General features: G+C 44.2%; 16 protein-coding genes and 1 other annotated feature. Of the genes, 12 read left to right on the top strand and 4 right to left on the bottom strand.

Translation table 11 applies throughout. The features are described 5' to 3' along the window. Positions 1–9: 9 nt before the first annotated feature. Positions 10–1,779 (bottom strand): sensor histidine kinase, encoded by a 1,770-nt coding sequence (locus NYE72_RS21900; protein ID WP_036682901.1) that lies wholly within the window; start codon positions 1,777–1,779, stop codon positions 10–12. A gap of 346 nt (positions 1,780–2,125) precedes the next feature. On the opposite strand from NYE72_RS21900, the gene NYE72_RS21895 reads away from it, so the two are divergent. The 8 genes from NYE72_RS21895 to NYE72_RS21860 all read left to right on the top strand — a co-directional run bounded on the left by NYE72_RS21895 (position 2,126) and on the right by NYE72_RS21860 (position 11,718). After that, a complete protein-coding gene (locus NYE72_RS21895; RefSeq protein WP_036682898.1) occupies positions 2,126–4,375 on the top strand; it encodes a copper amine oxidase N-terminal domain-containing protein in 2,250 nt (749 codons plus the stop codon). Between the two features lie 220 nt (positions 4,376–4,595). Continuing rightward, complete coding sequence (locus NYE72_RS21890; protein WP_036682896.1) at positions 4,596–5,057, top strand: transcriptional repressor; 462 nt, start codon at positions 4,596–4,598, stop codon at positions 5,055–5,057. A 2-nt stretch (positions 5,058–5,059) separates the two neighbouring features. Then, positions 5,060–5,323: a membrane protein insertion efficiency factor YidD gene (gene yidD / locus NYE72_RS21885; protein WP_036682893.1), complete on the top strand. Its 264-nt coding sequence runs from the start codon at positions 5,060–5,062 to the stop codon at positions 5,321–5,323. A 40-nt stretch (positions 5,324–5,363) separates the two neighbouring features. Beyond that, positions 5,364–5,624: a binding site (T-box leader), on the top strand. 47 nt (positions 5,625–5,671) lie between these two features. Beyond that, positions 5,672–7,684: a methionine--tRNA ligase gene (gene metG / locus NYE72_RS21880; protein WP_036682891.1), complete on the top strand. Its 2,013-nt coding sequence runs from the start codon at positions 5,672–5,674 to the stop codon at positions 7,682–7,684. A gap of 199 nt (positions 7,685–7,883) precedes the next feature. After that, a complete protein-coding gene (locus NYE72_RS21875) occupies positions 7,884–8,882 on the top strand; it encodes a zinc ABC transporter substrate-binding protein (RefSeq protein WP_051491262.1) in 999 nt (332 codons plus the stop codon). A 34-nt stretch (positions 8,883–8,916) separates the two neighbouring features. Continuing rightward, entirely contained in the window at positions 8,917–9,666 is a 750-nt protein-coding gene (locus NYE72_RS21870) for a metal ABC transporter ATP-binding protein (protein ID WP_036682888.1), read from the top strand. A gap of 343 nt (positions 9,667–10,009) precedes the next feature. Then, positions 10,010–10,813, top strand: a complete 804-nt coding sequence (locus tag NYE72_RS21865; protein WP_036682884.1) for a metal ABC transporter permease — start codon at positions 10,010–10,012, stop codon at positions 10,811–10,813. A 191-nt stretch (positions 10,814–11,004) separates the two neighbouring features. After that, positions 11,005–11,718 (top strand): cytochrome c biogenesis protein CcdA, encoded by a 714-nt coding sequence (locus NYE72_RS21860; RefSeq protein ID WP_036682883.1) that lies wholly within the window; start codon positions 11,005–11,007, stop codon positions 11,716–11,718. A gap of 20 nt (positions 11,719–11,738) precedes the next feature. Here the strand turns inward: NYE72_RS21860 and splB are convergent, their stop codons facing one another. After that, the gene (gene splB, locus NYE72_RS21855) at positions 11,739–12,815 is read right to left on the bottom strand and encodes a spore photoproduct lyase (RefSeq protein ID WP_036682882.1); all 1,077 of its coding nucleotides are present in this window, start codon (positions 12,813–12,815) and stop codon (positions 11,739–11,741) included. A gap of 193 nt (positions 12,816–13,008) precedes the next feature. Between splB and mntR the strand changes: the two genes are divergently transcribed. The 3 genes from mntR to NYE72_RS21840 all read left to right on the top strand — a co-directional run bounded on the left by mntR (position 13,009) and on the right by NYE72_RS21840 (position 16,380). Next, positions 13,009–13,434, top strand: coding sequence for a transcriptional regulator MntR (mntR, locus tag NYE72_RS21850; RefSeq protein WP_036682880.1), 426 nt, complete (start codon positions 13,009–13,011; stop codon positions 13,432–13,434). Between the two features lie 263 nt (positions 13,435–13,697). Continuing rightward, positions 13,698–15,362, top strand: coding sequence for a family 10 glycosylhydrolase (locus tag NYE72_RS21845; RefSeq protein ID WP_076141625.1), 1,665 nt, complete (start codon positions 13,698–13,700; stop codon positions 15,360–15,362). An 88-nt stretch (positions 15,363–15,450) separates the two neighbouring features. Beyond that, positions 15,451–16,380 carry a patatin-like phospholipase family protein gene (locus tag NYE72_RS21840; RefSeq protein WP_076141624.1) on the top strand — a complete coding sequence of 310 codons (930 nt, stop codon included), beginning with the start codon at positions 15,451–15,453 and terminating at the stop codon, positions 16,378–16,380. 87 nt (positions 16,381–16,467) lie between these two features. Here the strand turns inward: NYE72_RS21840 and NYE72_RS21835 are convergent, their stop codons facing one another. Both NYE72_RS21835 and NYE72_RS21830 read right to left on the bottom strand, forming a co-directional pair. Continuing rightward, positions 16,468–16,806: a hypothetical protein gene (locus NYE72_RS21835; RefSeq protein WP_036682871.1), complete on the bottom strand. Its 339-nt coding sequence runs from the start codon at positions 16,804–16,806 to the stop codon at positions 16,468–16,470. A 7-nt stretch (positions 16,807–16,813) separates the two neighbouring features. Continuing rightward, complete coding sequence (locus NYE72_RS21830) at positions 16,814–17,812, bottom strand: DUF1385 domain-containing protein (protein ID WP_036682868.1); 999 nt, start codon at positions 17,810–17,812, stop codon at positions 16,814–16,816. 155 nt (positions 17,813–17,967) lie between these two features. Between NYE72_RS21830 and NYE72_RS21825 the strand changes: the two genes are divergently transcribed. After that, on the top strand, positions 17,968–18,459 hold the full coding sequence (locus NYE72_RS21825; RefSeq protein WP_036682865.1) for a YqhR family membrane protein: 492 nt from the start codon (positions 17,968–17,970) through the stop codon (positions 18,457–18,459). The last annotated feature ends 74 nt before the right edge of the window (positions 18,460–18,533 follow it).

Here is an 18,533-nt window from a genome sequence, read left to right as displayed (position 1 = left end):
TGTGCCTCCTTAACTTTGATCATACTGTAATGGAACAGTGACTTTCACAAATAAGCCACCAAGCTCGCTTGTTGATAGCTGTAGACCAAATTCCTGTCCGTAGATCAGCTCTATGCGATGATTTAGATTGGATAGTCCAATTCCGGTATGAAGCAGCTTCTCCGGATTAACCTCACCGCCGACTAATGCGTCTGCCATACTTTCCTCGCTCATGCCGTCCCCGTTGTCTTCTACAGTTAACACCAGAGATGTTCCTTCACTATAGGCACGTATGCGAATTAGCCATACTTCCCGAAGTGTGGGTTCAAGTCCATGAGTAATGGCATTTTCGACAAGTGGCTGAAGGGTTAATTTCATAAGCTGGCCATTCATAACCTCAGGATTTACAAAAAGATCAATCTGCAATTTGTCCTCGTAGCGCAGCTTCTGGAGAAAAATGAACCGTTCTAATTGCTTTAAATCCTCCTCAACTGTAACGAATTCGGATCCGCGGTCAATGCTATAGCGGAGCAGGTCACTTAGAGCGAGTACCATTTGGGACTCTTCCTGCATGCGTTTGTTGGCGAGCGACCAATAGATTGTATTCAAAGTGTTATAAAGGAAATGCGGGCGGAATTGCGCTTTGAGTGCTACGATCTGAGCTTGCTTTTCACTGATCTGCTTGCTGGATAGGTCAGCGATAGTATGATCCAGGTTTTGGAGCATCGAATTATAGCTTGAATAAAGGATAGCCATTTCTTTGTTCATGGTTGTTTTTACAAAAGGTAAAGTAGTTCCCCGTTCGACATTGCTCAGCTTGGTTGCCAGATTACGAAGGGGCTTGGATAGGGTCCAAGAGAAAAAGAAAGTGAATAGTAGGGCAGCGCCCATCCCCAGCAGGCCAATTAAAATAATATTCCGGCGAATCGTATTTAAATCTTTGACAGCGTCTTTAGAATCAATGTAAGCAAAAACGCTCCACTCGCTATAGTCGGAATAGGCATAGGATACGAATAGATTGCGTGAGTTTATTTTTTGTGGAATGATTCTGGCTTTATGATTGCTGAATTGTTTTAGAAGCCCGTCGTTCATATAGAGTCCAATTTCTTTTGGATCTGTGGAATAGACAATGGTATTAAATGAATCAACAACTTGGATTTTCTCATTTTTGCCGAGGTGAAATTGGCTGACAGCGTTATGGATAACCTCGACAGGGAGGACAAGAAACAGGGTTCCTAACCGGTTTAGATCATTCCAATCATTAATTTGTCTGGCACCCATCACCACAGGGATATTACCGTTCTGCCATACATCTACACCGAACCAGACCATTCGGCCTTTATTCTGTGCTATAGCCGGAAACCAATAAGCATCACGGATTTCCTTTTCGCTGTCCCAGATGACCTTTAAGGAACTGCTGTTGGTATACACCTGATCATCGGACAGCCCGAGCAGCTTGAACTGGATGTCAGAGTTTATGGAACGTGTCTGTTGATCTATGTAACGAGTAATTTCCATGGCGTCTGTACGAGGTGAACGTGACAACGCTAAGTCTCCCAAGGTTTCTTGAATCAAGGGACTGAACATGATCGTAGAAGAAAGCTTATCGTTATCCTGAAGAATTGCGTCCATTTTACCTTGAAGTTGCTTGACGGATTCCAGGATATATTGGTTGGAGCGGTTTAAAACAGCTTGAGAGGAAGAGCGGTAGGACAAAAAAATGGTGAATCCTACGATGGTGAAGATGATTAGAGAGAAGCCCATGATTAATTGAACGAGGATGGAGATTTTTTTGGACATGTTATCCCTCGCATGTAAAAGATATTCTTCCATACATTGTAACAAAAGCAAATGAAAGCGAATATAGTCAGACGAAAAATAAACATATTTATAGAAAAAATCTCATTTTTTTCAGGGGAAACAGCGTGGTTGTAGAATGTTATTTAATACAGCGTTAATCTTTCTTTACTTAATAATGAAACTTTTTATGGTGGCATGCGTCTAATACTATGTTTGTTATGACGATCGTGGCAAAAGCTTTTTGCCGCCCTATCGTGGGTGGTAGCATTTTGCGGGGAATATAAGAGGAGTATGAAAAAGATAGAGTCCTACTTATATTTACAAATAGGAGCAGAGGAGTTATATCATGGATTTGAAAAAGTTAACGTTAGTTGCTGTTTTGGCTGTATCTCAGGCCGCCTCGGCAGTGCCGGCTTTTGCTGAAGCTGTCAATAATACCCCAAGTAATACTACTGTAATAGGGACAGTTGTTTCAGCTGCGCCGGAGGTAATGCCAGAATCTACCGATCCATTGCCGCCATTGCCGACGGAGACGCCAGGAGGAGTAGTGTCACCAACACCAACTCCTATTCCTGCAGAGACAGTTGATCCTACGACTACTGTTGAACCTACAGCAACAATTGAACCTACTGCAACACCGCTTCCTACTGCAACACCGCTTCCAACTGCAACACCTGGAGTTACTACAGAACCTACTACAACAACAGATGGTGCTCGTGCTGCGGCTAGCAATCAGCTTATCCTTATGATGAACAGCAACAAAATGTATCAGAACGGCCAGGAATATTTAGCTAATCAGCCTATGGCAGTGAAAAACGGCGTGTCCTACGTTTCGATCCGGGCTATGGTAGAACGTGTAGGTGTGAAATACGTTTATGATTATAAAACGAAAGAAACCATTGTTACCAAGGGAAGCGACGTTATGCGCTTTAAGACCGACAGCAAGGTCTATACAGTTAATGGTGAAAAGAAGACAATGAAAGGTCCAGCTTACCAATACAAGGGTACTTTCATGGTTCCATTGACATCCATAACTGGGGCACTGGGCATTCCTTACACCGTTGATAATGTACAAAAGCGGGTAATCCTTACATTAAACAACAAACCTAAAGCTTCTTTCACAGTGCCAACTGAAATTTACGCCGGCGAACCAGTGACCTTCGTTACCTCCAGCTCGTCACCAAATGGTGTAGCTATTGTGGATGAAAGCTGGGGAGGTAACAAGCAGGATATCTATGATCAACCAGGATATTATGTAGTAACCTATTCCGTAATGGATGCGAATCAACAGTGGAGTGATCCTTACTCCATGACCATCACAGTGCTTAAACCTAATACACCTCCAGTTGCTAATTTCACTACAGACAAGGATTCATATAAGATGGGTGAAATGATTACTTATACCGATCTAAGTAACGATCCTGATGGTGATGAAATTACCGTAACTTGGACGAACAAAGCAGAAGCTTTCTTTACTCCGGGTCCAGCGACAATTGCTGTCCAAGTAAAAGATTCACATGGCGCGATCAGTACCTTTGAGAAAACCGTTAATATTTCGGATGAAATCTTGTACAGTAAAGAAGATTTCAACAGATTATTTGCATCTCCGGGCAGTGTGTTTAGCATCGATGGATCGATGGTTCCTACTTGGCAGCAAGTAGCTTATAATCTTTCTTCCGAGCCTTATAAACTAATTCGCAGCAACAGCCCAGAAACGGTGTATACAGAAGGTGTTACTTACCGTGAGACTTCATTAGGTAAAACCCGCTTCTTGATTCACCACAAGAATAACCTGAATATTAAAGCTAAAGTGTATGTGATTGCTACGAATAACAATCTTTACCCAACTACGCTTACAACAGAATATGTTGGCTTTGCAGGCCCAAGCACATATCCTGAAGGTACAGGTAAAATGTCTGTAGAACGTTATTGGAAATCTATGCTTACAAATGAGCATTATAAAACGATTGTTCTGCAACCCGGGGAAAGCGTCTCAATTCTGACGGATCTAAACCAAATTGCGATGAAACCAAGTGAAATTGTTTCACTGCAAGCGGACTTATTTAGTGATTATCCAATCGATTATAATGTCATGTTAATTGATGCGAATAAAGATCCACTGACTACACTTCCAACACTTCCAGTTCTGGATCAAGACGGAGTGCATAATCGGGGAACTTACGAAGATTCTACTCGTATTATCACGGTTACCGATGAGGTAGGAAAAACCCCTGCAAAACTTCTGCTAGGCGATAATTCCAGTGATAAGAACCTGGCTGGCGTAGACCCAATGGCAGGTACGGAAGCATCCAATGCCGGTAATTTCGGGGTATTATACAAGATCAGATTCGAAAATGTTGCACCAAACTCCTTGATTACGTTTAATCCACGTGGCGGTAACTATATGGGGCCGGTTATGGTTAATAATCAAATCGTGCATATGCCAAGCGTGGGAAGTCTTGCTAATGCTGATATGAACAGTGTGGTTTATCGTAGTGGTGAGTATGGCGGCAGTGTGGAGATTTTGTTCACAGCAGCTTCAGGCAGTAACTTGCCGGTCAATTTCCTCATCACTCCACTTCCAGCAAAGAAATAACAGAATAGGAATATCCCTATAAGCTCTATTGGGGAATTATCTACAATAAAGGCCCGGCTGAATATTCCGTAAAGGAATACGCAGCCGGGCTTTTGTTTAAATATAATAATTCATTGGTTATGTAGGGGTGCTTCATTGTGCTTCATTGACGGGGCATTTATTTTGGGGCATTATTAAGAGAGTGAAATATAAATGAACTGATCTTATGGGAGATGAGCGTATGCTGTCGACAGAACAAATATTAGAAGTCATGTCGGGGCAAGGACTGCGAATCACCGACCAACGCAAAACGCTTGCCCAGTTATTCGGCGAGAATAAGGGATATTTGTCAGCGAAGGATGTATATGAGCATATGGGCCGCAAGTATAGCGGGCTTAGCTTTGATACGGTGTACCGCAATCTTCGTGTAATGGAAGAGCTTGGTGTGCTTGAACAGATTGTCTTTGAAGACGGAGTGAAGTTCAAGGGAAGCTGCAATCATCAGGATCATCACCATCATATGATCTGCCTTCAATGCCAAAAGACCTACCCGATTAATTTCTGCCCGATGAATTTAACGGATACACCCGATCAATTCCGGGTAGTCAAGCATAAATTTGAGGTGTTCGGTTATTGCAAAGAATGTGAAGAGAACCGGGAAGAAGAACTAGTTGCAGCATCAGATAAACAAAAGGGACTTTAGAAATGGTGACCCTACGCAGAACGATTCAGGCGCCTATTCGGGTGTACCGCAGGTACATTTCCCCTATTAAACCAGCAACCTGTCGCTTCTATCCAACCTGCTCTGCCTATGCCTTGGAAGCCATTGAAGTCCATGGTCCACTGAAAGGCTCATGGCTTGCAGCTAAGCGGATTGCCAGATGTCATCCCTTTCATCCTGGAGGACTTGATCCTGTGCCGCCGCTTCAAGATGAATCTGCTGAGAAGGATTCTGCCCCTGCGACTTGACATGGGGCCTTACCTTTGGGTATATTCACAAGTAATAGTATGAATTCCGAAGAACGGATAAGTAAATCGTTACGTCCATTACAGAGAGCCGGAATGTGCTGAAAGCCGGTATGGAGCGTTAGATTGAATATGGTCCGGGAGGAACTGTGTTCGAGCGGGGACTGCAATTGAGGTTCACGTAAGATAACAGCGTGATCCAGCGTTAATGGACAGTTCCCGCGAGGGAACTGGCGAAGCCTGTGCTCTGTGAAGAGGCAGGAAATTTGGGTGGTATCGCGTGAGTTATACTCTCGCCCCATTATGGGGACGGGAGTTTTTTGTTTTTTAATAAGAAAGGATGATTACCGAATGAGTGAGAAAAAAACGTTTTACCTAACGACACCAATTTATTATCCGAGTGACAAGCTACATATCGGACATGCTTATTCAACCGTGGCAGGAGACGCAATGGCCCGTTACAAACGTCTGCGCGGCTACGAAGTGCGTTATCTAACCGGTACAGACGAACATGGACAAAAGATTGAGCGGAAGGCAGAGGAAGCAGGAAAGACCCCTCAGCAGTTCGTAGACGACATTGTTGTTGGTATTAAGGAGCTATGGCGCAAGCTGGACATTTCGAACGATGACTTCATCCGTACTACGGAAGAGCGTCATAAAAAAGTGGTACAGGATATTTTTGATCGGTTGCTGCAGCAAGGAGATATCTATAAAGGTGAATATGAGGGCTGGTATAGTATCCCAGATGAAACCTTTTACACAGAAACGCAATTAGTTGATATTGTGCGTGATGATAACGGTGTGATTACTGGTGCAAAAAGCCCAGATAGCGGCCACCCGGTTGAGCTGGTGAAGGAAGCAAGTTATTTCTTCCGGATGAGTAAATATGCGGATCGGTTACTGCAATTTTACGAGGAGAATCCAGAGTTTATTTTGCCGGAATCCCGTAAGAACGAAATGATTAACAATTTCATCAAGCCCGGACTGGAAGACCTGGCAGTTTCCCGCACAACCTTTGATTGGGGTGTGAAAGTTAAGGGCGACGAGAAGCATGTCGTGTACGTGTGGATTGATGCTTTGACTAACTATATTACTGCTCTAGGTTATGGTTCCGAGGATCGCACCTTGTATGACAAGTTCTGGCCCGCGGATGTACACATCGTTGGTAAAGAAATTGTTCGTTTCCATACAATTTACTGGCCGATCATTCTGATGGCGCTTGGTGAACCCCTTCCGAAAAAGGTATTTGCCCATGGCTGGTTGCTCATGAAAGATGGAAAAATGTCGAAATCTAAAGGTAACGTAGTTGATCCTGTGACACTGATTGATCGTTATGGCTTGGATGCATTACGATATTACCTGCTGCGCGAAGTACCGTTTGGTTCTGATGGCACGTTCACACCGGAAAGCTTTGTAGACCGGGTTAACTATGACCTTGCCAACGACCTTGGTAACCTGTTGAACCGTACAGGGGCTATGGTTGAAAAGTATTTTGCAGGCGAGATTCCGGCATATGACGGGAATGTAACAGCATTTGATGGTGAGCTTCAAGCTGCGGCTGAGAATACTTATGCCAAAGTAGAAGAAGCTATGGAAAAAATGGAGTTTTCCGTGGCGCTAACAGCTATCGGAACATTCATTAGCCGCACCAACAAATATATCGATGAGACCCAACCTTGGGTACTTGCCAAAGATGAAAATAGAACTGCCGAGTTGGCTTCTGTGATGAGACATCTGGTGGAAGGTCTGCGTACTGCTTCAATCCTGTTGCAGCCGTTCTTGACACAAACACCAGCGAAGATCTGGGAACAGCTGGGTATTGAGCCTGGTGAGTTAACGACTTGGGATAGCGGTAAGACTTTTGGCATGATTCCGGCGGGAACAAAGCTGGTGAAAGGCAATCCAATCTTCCCGCGTCTGGATGTGGAGCAAGAGGTAGCTTATATTGCCGAGGCAATGGGCGCTGGCAAAGCGGCTGCTGAAGTGGCGGAAGCGGCTGCTCCTGCGGCTGCGGACTCCGAGCCAGTGGAAGAGCATAAAGAGGAAATCGGCATTGACGATTTCGCTAAAGCAGAGCTGCGTGTTGCTCAAGTTATTGCTGCAGAGCCAGTGAAAAAAGCTGACAAGCTGCTGAAGCTGCAACTGGATCTGGGTTATGAACAACGTCAAGTGGTTTCTGGTATCGCGAAATTCTATACACCAGAAGAGCTGGTGGGACGTAAAGTGATTTGTATCGTAAACCTTAAACCGGTGAAGCTGCGTGGGGAGTTGTCCCAAGGGATGATTTTGGCGGCTTCTGAAGGTGACCAGCTAACGATCGCTACCGTGCCGGACAGCATGCCAAACGGAGCAGTAGTGAAATAAGACAATACTGTTGTAGAAATTTTTTAATGAGGTTGTTTGATCAAGGGAATGCTCCTTCAGCCGGGTTGGCTGAAGGAACATTCCTTTTTTATTAAAGGCGATATTGCCGTTTCTTTTTGGATACTTTGTTGACTTATCGTAACGATTACTATTATACTACTAATAGTAAAATTTACGATTTGAGGGGTAGATCAATATAATGGCAGCAATGAAATCGCGTATAATTTTGCTCGTCCTTGCACTGGTACTGGTATTTACACTAAGTGCATGCGGACCTAAGAGCAGTGGAAGTATAGTTGAAGGGAAAGTAAATGTAGTTACAACCTTTTATCCTATTTACGAGTTTGCTAAGGAGATTGGCGGGGAAGATATCAATGCTATTAACCTGCTTCCAGTGGGTGTGGAGCCACATGATTGGACACCGCGCAGTCAAGACATTATCAACACTTCTAAGGCACAGCTATTTCTATATAACGGTGCAGGCTTAGAAGGCTGGGTCCCTAACTTTTTAAAAGGCCTTGATAGCAGCAGTAAAGTTAAGGCGGTTGAAGTAAGCCAAGGTATTGATTATATCATGACCGATGAAGATGACGGGCATGATCATGGGGCAAGTGAGGAAGAGTCTCATCAAAATGAGGATACGGATCATAACAGTAATGCCTCAGGAGACAGCCTGCATACGGACCCGCATACTTGGGTAAGTCCAAAATCAGCCATTACTATGGCTCAGAATATTAAAGAAAGCCTTCAGTCCGTGGATCCTGAGCATAAAGAAGGTTATGAAGAGCGTTACAATAAGCTTGCTGAACGTCTGCAGGCATTAGATAGTAAATTCAAAGAGGAGCTTGCTAAGCTGCCCAACCATAAGATCGTAGTATCACATCAGGCTTTCTCTTACCTTGCCCGTGATTATGGATTGGATCAGCATGCGATTATGGGACTTTCGCCGGACGCCGAGCCGCGCGGACAGGATTTAGTGAAGCTTGCGAAAATGGTAAAAGATGAAGGGATCAAGTATATCTTTTTTGAAGAGCTTGTCTCCGATAAACTGGCTAAGACACTTGCAGCCGAAGCGGGTGTTTCCACTATGGTGCTTAATCCGGTAGAGGGACTTACTGCGGAGCAAGAGAAGAACGGAGATAATTACTTCACTCTGATGGAGAAAAATTTGCAAAATCTGATTATGGCCTTACAATAATAAGGAAAGTATAAGGGAAAGGCGGTACTTAAGCATGCAATCGGTATCCTTGGACTGCCATCAGCATATCATCGATATACAGGATCTTTCTTTTTCATATGGGGAACAGAAGGTGATATCGAATCTTAACTATAGTGTAAGAGAACGAGATTTCCTTGGTATCATTGGTTCTAATGGTGCTGGTAAAACAACATTGATGAAAATGATCGTCGGCTTGCTTCCGGCGAGCAGTGGTGAAATTAAATTATTCGGAACGCCTGTCCGCAAGTTTAAAGACTGGGAACGGATCGGATATGTTCCGCAAAAAAATGCCTTCAACCCATTGTTTCCAGCAACGGTGCGTGAAGTAGTTCTGTCAGGTCTATATAATAACAAGAATCTGATCCGCAGAGTATCTAAGGCTCAGCATCGTCAATGTGAGGATGCACTTGAAGTCATGCGGATACAAGATATTGCGGAGAAAAGAGTAGGCCAGCTGTCAGGCGGTCAGCAGCAGCGTGTTTTTCTGGCTCGGGCGCTGATTAACCATCCTGACCTGCTGATTTTGGACGAACCTACGGTGGGTATTGATGCCGAATCACAAGCGGGATTCTTTGAATTAATTACGCATATGCATGCTCATCATCATATGACCTTCCTGATGGTGTCGCATGATATCGACATGATCAAAAATTATTTAGGTCATGAGCCCGTGCAGACAAATGGTAAAATCAACTTTTACTCCCGCCACTCACATGATCTCCAGAATTGCACAGAAGAGAACCTGCAGCACACGCTCTCTTAAGTCATAATTGAACTCTGAATCGCAGCTTTCTCTGCGATTAGAGCTATACATAGTGTGCGAGTGCGGAAGTCGGGGACTCAATCCTAGTTGATCTTAATCTTTCTCGTATCTAGGCACCGCCAGTCTGCAAGCGTGTCCCTTTAGGGACGAAAGCGATCTTCCCCGACCTATCTATGTTCAGTAACACTAACTCCTACGCTAGTTGCACTTAACGGGTGTCCAGAGGGCAGAGCCCTTGGGGCCCTCCCTTGGAAGGGAGGGTTTGGGAGGGATCGAAAAAGGTTTGAAAAAGGTTTGAAAAAGGTTTTAAAATGGTTTGAGTTTGTATGAAGGAGAGTTTAAGTTGGAAATACTATTTAGCGATTTTTTTCAGCGGGCGCTTGCGGGCGGACTGCTGATTGGTATAACGGCGCCGCTTATAGGCGTTTTTCTTGTGCTTAGACGATTATCCATGATTGGTGATACGCTGGCTCATGTTACTATAGCGGGGGTAGCACTCGGTTTTCTAACAGGATTTTATCCGCTGGGCGCAGGCCTTATCTTTGCAGTGGTAGCGTCCTTCGCGATTGAAAAGCTTCGCAAGGCTTATAAGAGTTATGCGGAGCTGTCGATTGCCATTATAATGTCGGGCGGAGTGGCGTTGGCTTCACTCTTTTTCACCTTAGGAAAAGGTTATAATGCTGACGTAATGAGTTATTTGTTCGGCAGCATTTATACGCTCGATAATACTGATTTGATCGTGGTAGGCATAGTGACTATAGCTGTTGTAGTAGTAGTATCGATGTTCTTTAAAGAGTTCTTTTTGCTTAGCTTTGAAGAGGATGCAGCAAGTGTAAGTGGGCTGCCGGTGAAGCTGCTTAACATGCTGATCACCATCCTGACAGCACTTGTGATTAGCACAGCGATCAAGATTGTGGGCTCGCTATTAGTATCTGCTTTGTTGACTATTCCGGTCGCAATCAGCTTATTGCTATCTCGTAGCTTTAAATCCTCGGTCATCCTGGCGGTTATCATTTCGGAGATTGCCGTTGTAGGAGGACTAGTAGTAGCTGGAGTGTGGAATTTGGCTCCCGGTGCAACTATTGTGCTTTTGCTCATATCATTATTGGTATTAACCTTGATCGGTAAAAAGGGATTGCCAGCATAAACAGCGAATTAAGTAATCGGTATCGCATTAGGCAAGCGTAAACGCCTTCGGTGTCCTTGTAAGGACGATAAGCGTTTAGGTGTGAAATATAAGAAAAGTAATAATGAGAAATTAATCCTTTCTTATATTAAAAAAAGGAGCCATAAGCAGCTCCATGAAGTGACTCGAATGCCGGAAGGAGAGCCGCTATTTTGTCTAATATCAATGCAGGAATTGCTTTAGCTGCAGGGGTGGCATCGTTTATATCGCCATGCTGCTTACCGCTGTACCCCTCTTATTTATCGTATATTACCGGGTTATCCGTTCAACAATTAAAATCAGGCAGCAACTCTAAAGAGGTTCGTATACGCACCCTGACTCATACATTGGCATTTATATTAGGTTTTTCTGCTGTTTTTTACACACTTGGTTTTGGGGCTGGGTTATTCGGGCAATTCTTTAATGGCCAGCGTGATCTGATCCGGCAATTGTCGGCGATTCTAATTATTGTAATGGGTTTATTTTTGCTTGGGATTTTTCAGCCCCAGTTTCTACTTCGCGAACGGAAGCTTGATTTAAAATGGAAACCGGCGGGTTATGTGGGCTCCTTTATTTTCGGGATTGGTTTTTCTGCTGGTTGGTCACCTTGTATCGGACCGATTTTGACGGCAATTATTGCACTGTCGGCAAGCGATCCAGGCACTTGGTTTACATTGATTACCGCGTATAGCATCGGATTTGCTTTGCCATTTTTTCTTTTAGCCTTTTTCCTTGGCGGAGTGAAGCGTATCCTCAAGTATTCGAATCTGCTGATGAAGATTGGCGGCGTCCTAATGGTATTTATGGGTGTTTTGCTGTTCACGGATCAAATGTTCCGGATAACAGTGTGGCTACAAGGAATAACGCCGGATTGGCTAATTTTTTAAAATACAAGAACTTTTAGAGCTTAGGTGAAGTAATCAATACCTGCTTCAGGAAAATGCTCGAAAATCCGCTCTGTGATAAATTCTCGCAGGGCGGTTTGCTGTTCATCCGGATAGACATATTTGTTCTGTCCCCAGCGGCCCCATTTCTTTTTACGTTTCTCCATGTCCATTTCTAGTTTAGATTTCGGGTAACGTTTCTCAATTACAGTCTTGGCTGTTTTGGTGAATCGGTGCTGAATCATTTCAAAGGTTAGACCTTTTCCTATTTCCGGCGGGAGGGTCTTGGCTAATTTGGCCAGCAGCTCCGCGTAGCCTTCCTGCCAGCCGTCATACCAAATAATTGGGGCAATGATGAAGCCCAGTGGATAGCCGGCACGTGCGACCTTTCCAGCCGCTTCAATTCGCTCTTCAAACCGCGAGGTAGCAGGCTCGAAATTTTTGATCACATAGTCAGCATTTACGCTAAAACGAATTCTGGTATGTCCGTTATGCTGCAAATCGAGTAGAGGTTCAACATGTTGGTATTTGGTCACAAAGCGCAGGCGGCCAAGGGGCTCCGCTGCCATGAATGTGATGAGTTCTGACAGAGATCCGGTAATATGCTCCAGTCCTAATGGATCTGAGGTACAGGCTGCTTCAAAAGTCGTGATTTCAGGGCTACGCTCCTCGATATATTTTTTGGCGGCGTCAATGATGTCTTCGGTGTTTACATATACACGAATGTAAGGCTTTGCACCTAAAGTAGTCTGCAAATAACAATAATGGCAGTGGCCCATGCAGCCAGTTGCGATCGGAATTGCATAATCTGCGGAGGGTTTGGATTGGTCAAACTTTAAGGTTTTGCGCAGGCCGACTACAAGTGTTCTTTTGGCAATTTTATATTGCTCGACCTCTGTGTCACCCGGGAAATTCATTATGCGGTTATGCGATGTAGTCATGCGATAGGGAATATTGTTAGCCTTCACCCATTCCATGATCCGTTCACCTTTCGGGTAATTTAAAGCATCCGGCTCGAAGAAAACAAGCTCGGGGACAAAAAGGGCTGTAGCTTTTCTGGTTCTCTTTACGGGAGGGGTCTCAGGTGTCACTATAGTCATGAATTCACGCTCCTTCTGAAAGATGAGTAAGTTTATTATGCCTAACTGAGTCTCATTAGAAGCATGGCAATCATGGGTAACTCCTCAGCATGTTCTCTTGAAGGACTTGCCAAGGGGCGTTAGAAACATGTATCATTGTTAGAGCAAGGTTTGGCTCGGCGCCAGGTTCATTATAGAAAAGAGGTAAATTTTAATGCCAACACCCAGCATGGAGGATTATTTGGAGCGCATATATAAGCTCATTGATGAGAAAGGTTATGCGCGGGTCTCGGATATTGCCGAGGGACTGGAAGTACACCCCTCCTCTGTGACCAAGATGATCCAAAAACTGGATAAGGACGAATATCTCATCTATGAGAAATATCGTGGGCTTGTCCTAACCAACAAAGGGAAAAAAGTAGGGAAACGTCTTGTTGATCGTCATCAACTATTGGAAGAATTCCTCGGTTTGATCGGAGTACAGCAGGAATTTATCTATAATGATGTTGAAGGGATCGAGCACCACTTGAGTTGGGATTCGATTACACGTATCGAAACGTTGGTGGAATATTTCCGCCGCGATGAAGAACGTCTGCAGACTTTATATGCTATTCACAATGAACTGGCAAGCGATTCTTGAAATGTTTTTTCCCGAAACGGATACCGTCCTTAAAGTTATGCCCAGCAAGGCTTTGGTGAGCATAAACTACTTGATGGTATAGCCGTTTCTATTTTGTTTAGTGCAACCTTTCCCAGTTTTTAGCGTCAAAACGGATAAGTCCTTTTTCTGGCTGAGACTGATACCGCTCTTTTGAAGGGTGGAATCGGTACATCAACTTGGAGGATTGATCCGTTTTTTCTTTTTTTATTGGATACATATTATTTTAGATTTGGGGAGGAATTATGAATTATCGTAAATGGATGTTGGGATTGCTAGTATTAGTATTGTTTCTGCCTTTATGGTCTCCTGGGGCACGTGCGGCAGCTGTGCAGATTACCATTGAACTGGATGGCGAGGCGCTGGCAAGCGATGTGCCGCCGTATATCACAGCTTCGAATGTAACGATGGTGCCAATTAGCGTCATTAGTAAAGGGTTGAGTGCTGGAGTAGTTTGGAATCAAAGCAGTAAGACAGTTACAATCACGCAAGGAGATACAGAGATCAAGCTGACCAGTGGCCAGAAAAGTGCATTAGTTAATAATGCTTCTGTAGCCCTCGACACCTCAGTACAGATTAAGCAGGGACGGGTTATGGTGCCGCTTCGTTTTGTAAGTGAGCAATTGGGGTTACAGGTTATCTGGGATCAGACTACCAAACATATTTCTTTGTACTCTAATACAGAGCCGCCGCAGGCTGCTGATCCGGAAACGCCAGCAGTACCTACAGCGACTCCAGTCGTTACAGCGACTCCAAAACCGACCTCGCCAACAGTTCCAAGTATCCCTGGTGCGTCGGCTAACAAGGAGATGAAGGGAGCCTGGATCTCTACAGTATTTAATCTGGACTGGCCTTCAGTAGCTTCTGCAGGTAACGAAGCGAAACAAAAACAAGAATTTGATAATCTGCTGGACAAGCTAAAAGCTGTTGGTTTTAATGCTGTTTTTGTACAGGTTAGAACCTCAGCAGACAGCCTATACCCTTCTGTTCTAGTTCCTTGGTCTAAGGTGCTGACCGGCACACAAGGAAAAAATCCGGGTTATGACCCGTTGAGCTATATGGTCAGCGCTGCACATTCACGCGGTATGCAGTTCCATGCATGGTTCAACCCATTCCGCGCGACAACAGATGCTTCTACATCCGCATTAGCAAGTAATCATGTGGCTAAGTCAAATCCGGAATGGATTGTAGACGCAGGAGGTAAAAAATACATCAATCCAGGGATCCCAGCAGCCCGCCAGCATATTATCGATACAGTGTTGGAGGTCGTCAAAGGCTATGATGTAGATGGTGTCCATTTGGATGATTATTTCTATCCTTCAGGTGTATCTTTTGCCGATGATACTGCTTATAAGACTTATAACACGAAGAACCTGTCCTCTAAGGCGGATTGGCGCCGCGATAATATCAATGAATTCGTCCGTCAATTGGGAGAACAGATTCATAAGGTGAAACCGAAGGTTTCTTATGGAATTAGTCCGTTTGGTGTATGGCGTAATATCAAAAAAGACAGCACAGGTTCGGATACCACAGCTGGAGTTACCGCTTATGACGATATGTACGCCGATGTTCGGACATGGATCAAGCAAGGCTGGATTGACTATGTCGCACCGCAAATTTATTGGAGTCTGTCCTTTAGCACTGCCCGTTACGATAAGCTAGTAGATTGGTGGGTTAAAGAGGTAGAGAATACGAATGTTAAGCTCTATATTGGGCAAGCCGCTTATAAGGTTGGAGCAAGTGACCAGAAAGCAGAATGGCAAAGTGGCGACCAAATCATCAACCAGCTTAAATATAATGAGAAATATAAAGAGGTTGCAGGCAGTATTATGTTCAGAGCAAATGACATTGTAGTCCGCAATCCGTTTGGATTATCAAATTTGCTGACCTTTTATTTTCAGTCCAAATAAGATAACTGTTCTAGATAAGGAGTCATGAATGCTCCCCCGTGCTCATAGATAAGCAATAGAATCTATGGGAAACGGGGGATTTTCGTGTATGGAGATTAACGCTGTGTTTGAAGGAGGGGGAGTAAAAGGGATTTCTCTCGCTGGAGCAGTTGAAGCCACAGAAAGGGCGGGGCGAACCTTTAAAAAGGTCGCTGGAACCTCCTCAGGCGCGATTGTAGCGACTTTACTGGCTGCGGGTTATGAAGGTGAGGAAATGAGTCGGATTATCCAAGGAACTTCTTTTTCATCGTTTATGAAGCGAGCTCCCATTTATAATACGGCTTGGGTAGGTCCTGCACTGCGAGTGTTATTGAAGAAGGGATTGTATTCGGGTGAAGCCTTGGAATCGTGGATGAGATCGCTTTTGCTTATAAAGGGAATTATCACTTTTCGTGATCTGCCTCCAGGCAAACTATCTATAATTGCTTCTGACATTACCAATGGCCGGATATTGGTCTTACCAGATGGGTTGGAACAGTATGGAATCTCTCCTGAACATTTTGAGGTGGCTAAGGCTGTCCGTATGAGCTGCAGTATTCCTTATTTTTTTGATCCAGTGATGCTCAGGTTAAATGGACAGTCCGCTAGAGGGAAGTCTTTTATTGAGCAATTTGTATACGTTGTGGACGGAGGATTATTAAGCAATTTTCCTTTATGGCTATTTGACGGGATGAATGAGAATAGTAAAGTGCCGGGGAAAAGAATCCCTACCGTAGGGTATCAAACAGTAGGTAAAACCGACCCGCAGCCCCACAGGATTAGGGGACCATTCAGTATGCTGCAAGCTATGGTCAGTACCATGCTGTCTGCTCATGATGAGAAATATATTGAAAATGATAAATATGTCCGCACAGTAACCATCCCAACGCTTGGTATCGGCACGACCCAATTTAATATTACGAAGATGCAAAGCGACGAATTGTATGCCGCCGGACTGAAAGCAGGGGAAGACTTCTTTAAGGAATGGCGCCCCCGATAACAAGCAAGCTTCATAATATCAGAAAAAAAGCATCCCGCACGTTATTTTGAAACGTGGAGATGCTTTTTTGTGTTTGTCATAATTTAGTTAATGGTACTTCGGAAGCTGATCATCGTTTTTCCCCTTATTTCCTTCGATGACTTGGAAGGGATAACTTTTGCGTTTGCCTGGTGCTGCTTGTGTCTTGCGAATCCCAGCAACCTTGGTCATGGTTTTCTGCGAAGGTTTGACTTTGATTCTAGATCCATTACTGCTGCGAGCGTATTTCCCTGGTCCCATTTTGTAAGCATAATAGATAATCGCTAACAATACTAAGGGGAGAATCAGCTTCGACAGCGTGTAGAAAGGCTCAGTCAAGACTCCAATCACAAAACCGAATATTGCAAGAATTACTGAAATCCAAAAAATTAAAGCATGCCTGATCATAGGACACTCATCCTTTCGCAGGATCCAATATGCCGCCTGACACACTTGCCTCCGTATATCCTCTGGCTTCAATCTCTGCATCAAGCTCACGCATACGATTGAAAGAGGCGATGGATACTTCTACCTGATCATCCTTTGGTTCTTTGGTAGTGAGCAGCTGCAGCCATAGTCCAGGGTATCCCAAGTATTTGAGACCTGGAATTTCTCTTACTGCGTTGGTACCCTTCAGAACCTCAAACGAAACACCGATTACGACAGGAAGCAGAATAATCCGTTGGATCACACGTTCCCAAAGATTATCCCATGGTACTACGGAGTAAATAATAACGCCGAGGATAATCGTCAGCATCATAAAACTGCTTCCGCAGCGGTAATGCAGACGGCTGTATTTCTGAACGTTCTGGACAGTCAGTTCTTCGCCTGCTTCAAAGGCGCTGATGACTTTGTGTTCCGCACCGTGATACTGGAATAGCCGCTTGATCACAGGTGTTTGCGAAATCGCCCATAAATAGACCAGCAAGAGGACCATTTTAATGCCGCCTTCTATGAGGTTGTGCAGTACATAGTTATCAAATGCATTCTTGAATAAAAAATCTTCGACAAATACTGGGACAAGCGTAAAAATGAGCTTTCCGAATAAGAAGGAGAGAATACCCATTACAGCAACGCCAAAAATCATTCCGAGGCTCCAGCCTTCGTCCTTTTTCTTCGGCTTAGCTTTCTCTTTCGCCAGTTCTTCGGGTTCCAATTCATCTTCGGCATAGGATTCAGCCGAATAGTTCAAGTGCTTAGAGCCTTTGGCGCTGGCATCTATAATACTGACAAGGCCGCGAAGCAGCGGAATCTTGCGCAGTTTAGTGACCCAGCTCTTATCGCTTCTTGGCACCTCCAAAAATGTAATCTCCTGATTCTTTCGTCGCACGGCTGTTACATTAATATGCTTGCCGCCGAACATGACGCCTTCAATGACGGCTTGGCCGCCATAGCTGGGAGTTTCCTGGGACAACCAATTCACCTTCCCGTAATTAATATGATTTATATAATACATTGTAACTAATTTTTGAAGACATTACTAGTTGGATCGCCTTTTGCTGCACATACTACCTTATAGGGACAAGGAGAGACAAATCGGTATTAAAATACGGAAAGCGAGGCAATTCTATGAGCAAATCACATCAACAACAATCAGATCATACTAATATTTGGTTTTTTGCGCTCGAATTAGGTTTTTTCGCAGGTTTGATTTGGGGAGGGCTGCACTGGTTAATCTACTGGTTCAGCTTTACCAAGGTTAGTCCTGGTTATTTAGCAGAGCCGTTTTTTAAACATACTTTTCTGACAACAATGTATGGACATCTCGTGGGTTATTTGTTTTTCATCTTATTTTCAGTGATAGCCTCACTGCTATATGTGCTTATTCTGCGCAAGCTGAAGGGACCTTGGCCAGGATTGGTTTATGGTGTTTTGTGGTGGGTAGTTATATTTATTCCCGGCTCGCAAATGTTTCTTATGCAGCCGCCTTTTAAGCTGCCGTGGAACACTGTGATTAGTGAGTTCTGCCTTTTTTTACTTTGGGGGATGTTCATTGGATACACAGCGGCGATTGAGTATACCGACGAACGAAAGCGTGAGCAAGCGACTGCACTTGCCTAACGGCTCGAAAAAACTTCTCAAGGGGATATCCCTATGTTAAAATACAATGTGGCTATTTCGAGAGGAGAATGAAA

The organism is Paenibacillus sp. FSL L8-0333, from assembly GCF_037965665.1.
Taxonomy (GTDB): domain Bacteria; phylum Bacillota; class Bacilli; order Paenibacillales; family Paenibacillaceae; genus Paenibacillus_AQ; species Paenibacillus_AQ odorifer.
This window is presented reverse-complemented; position numbering and strand designations above follow the sequence as displayed.

Excerpts from the sequence above, each read along its gene's own strand:
- NYE72_RS21900 (WP_036682901.1), bottom strand. The coding sequence starts at position 1,779 with ATGTCCAAAAAAATCTCCATCCTCGTTCAATTAATCATGGGCTTCTCT.
- NYE72_RS21895 (WP_036682898.1), top strand. The coding sequence starts at position 2,126 with ATGGATTTGAAAAAGTTAACGTTAGTTGCTGTTTTGGCTGTATCTCAG.
- NYE72_RS21890 (WP_036682896.1), top strand. The coding sequence starts at position 4,596 with ATGCTGTCGACAGAACAAATATTAGAAGTCATGTCGGGGCAAGGACTG.
- yidD (WP_036682893.1), top strand. The coding sequence starts at position 5,060 with ATGGTGACCCTACGCAGAACGATTCAGGCGCCTATTCGGGTGTACCGC.
- metG (WP_036682891.1), top strand. The coding sequence starts at position 5,672 with ATGAGTGAGAAAAAAACGTTTTACCTAACGACACCAATTTATTATCCG.
- NYE72_RS21875 (WP_051491262.1), top strand. The coding sequence starts at position 7,884 with ATGGCAGCAATGAAATCGCGTATAATTTTGCTCGTCCTTGCACTGGTA.
- NYE72_RS21870 (WP_036682888.1), top strand. The coding sequence starts at position 8,917 with ATGCAATCGGTATCCTTGGACTGCCATCAGCATATCATCGATATACAG.
- splB (WP_036682882.1), bottom strand. The coding sequence starts at position 12,815 with ATGACTATAGTGACACCTGAGACCCCTCCCGTAAAGAGAACCAGAAAA.
- mntR (WP_036682880.1), top strand. The coding sequence starts at position 13,009 with ATGCCAACACCCAGCATGGAGGATTATTTGGAGCGCATATATAAGCTC.
- NYE72_RS21845 (WP_076141625.1), top strand. The coding sequence starts at position 13,698 with ATGAATTATCGTAAATGGATGTTGGGATTGCTAGTATTAGTATTGTTT.
- NYE72_RS21840 (WP_076141624.1), top strand. The coding sequence starts at position 15,451 with ATGGAGATTAACGCTGTGTTTGAAGGAGGGGGAGTAAAAGGGATTTCT.
- NYE72_RS21835 (WP_036682871.1), bottom strand. The coding sequence starts at position 16,806 with ATGATCAGGCATGCTTTAATTTTTTGGATTTCAGTAATTCTTGCAATA.
- NYE72_RS21825 (WP_036682865.1), top strand. The coding sequence starts at position 17,968 with ATGAGCAAATCACATCAACAACAATCAGATCATACTAATATTTGGTTT.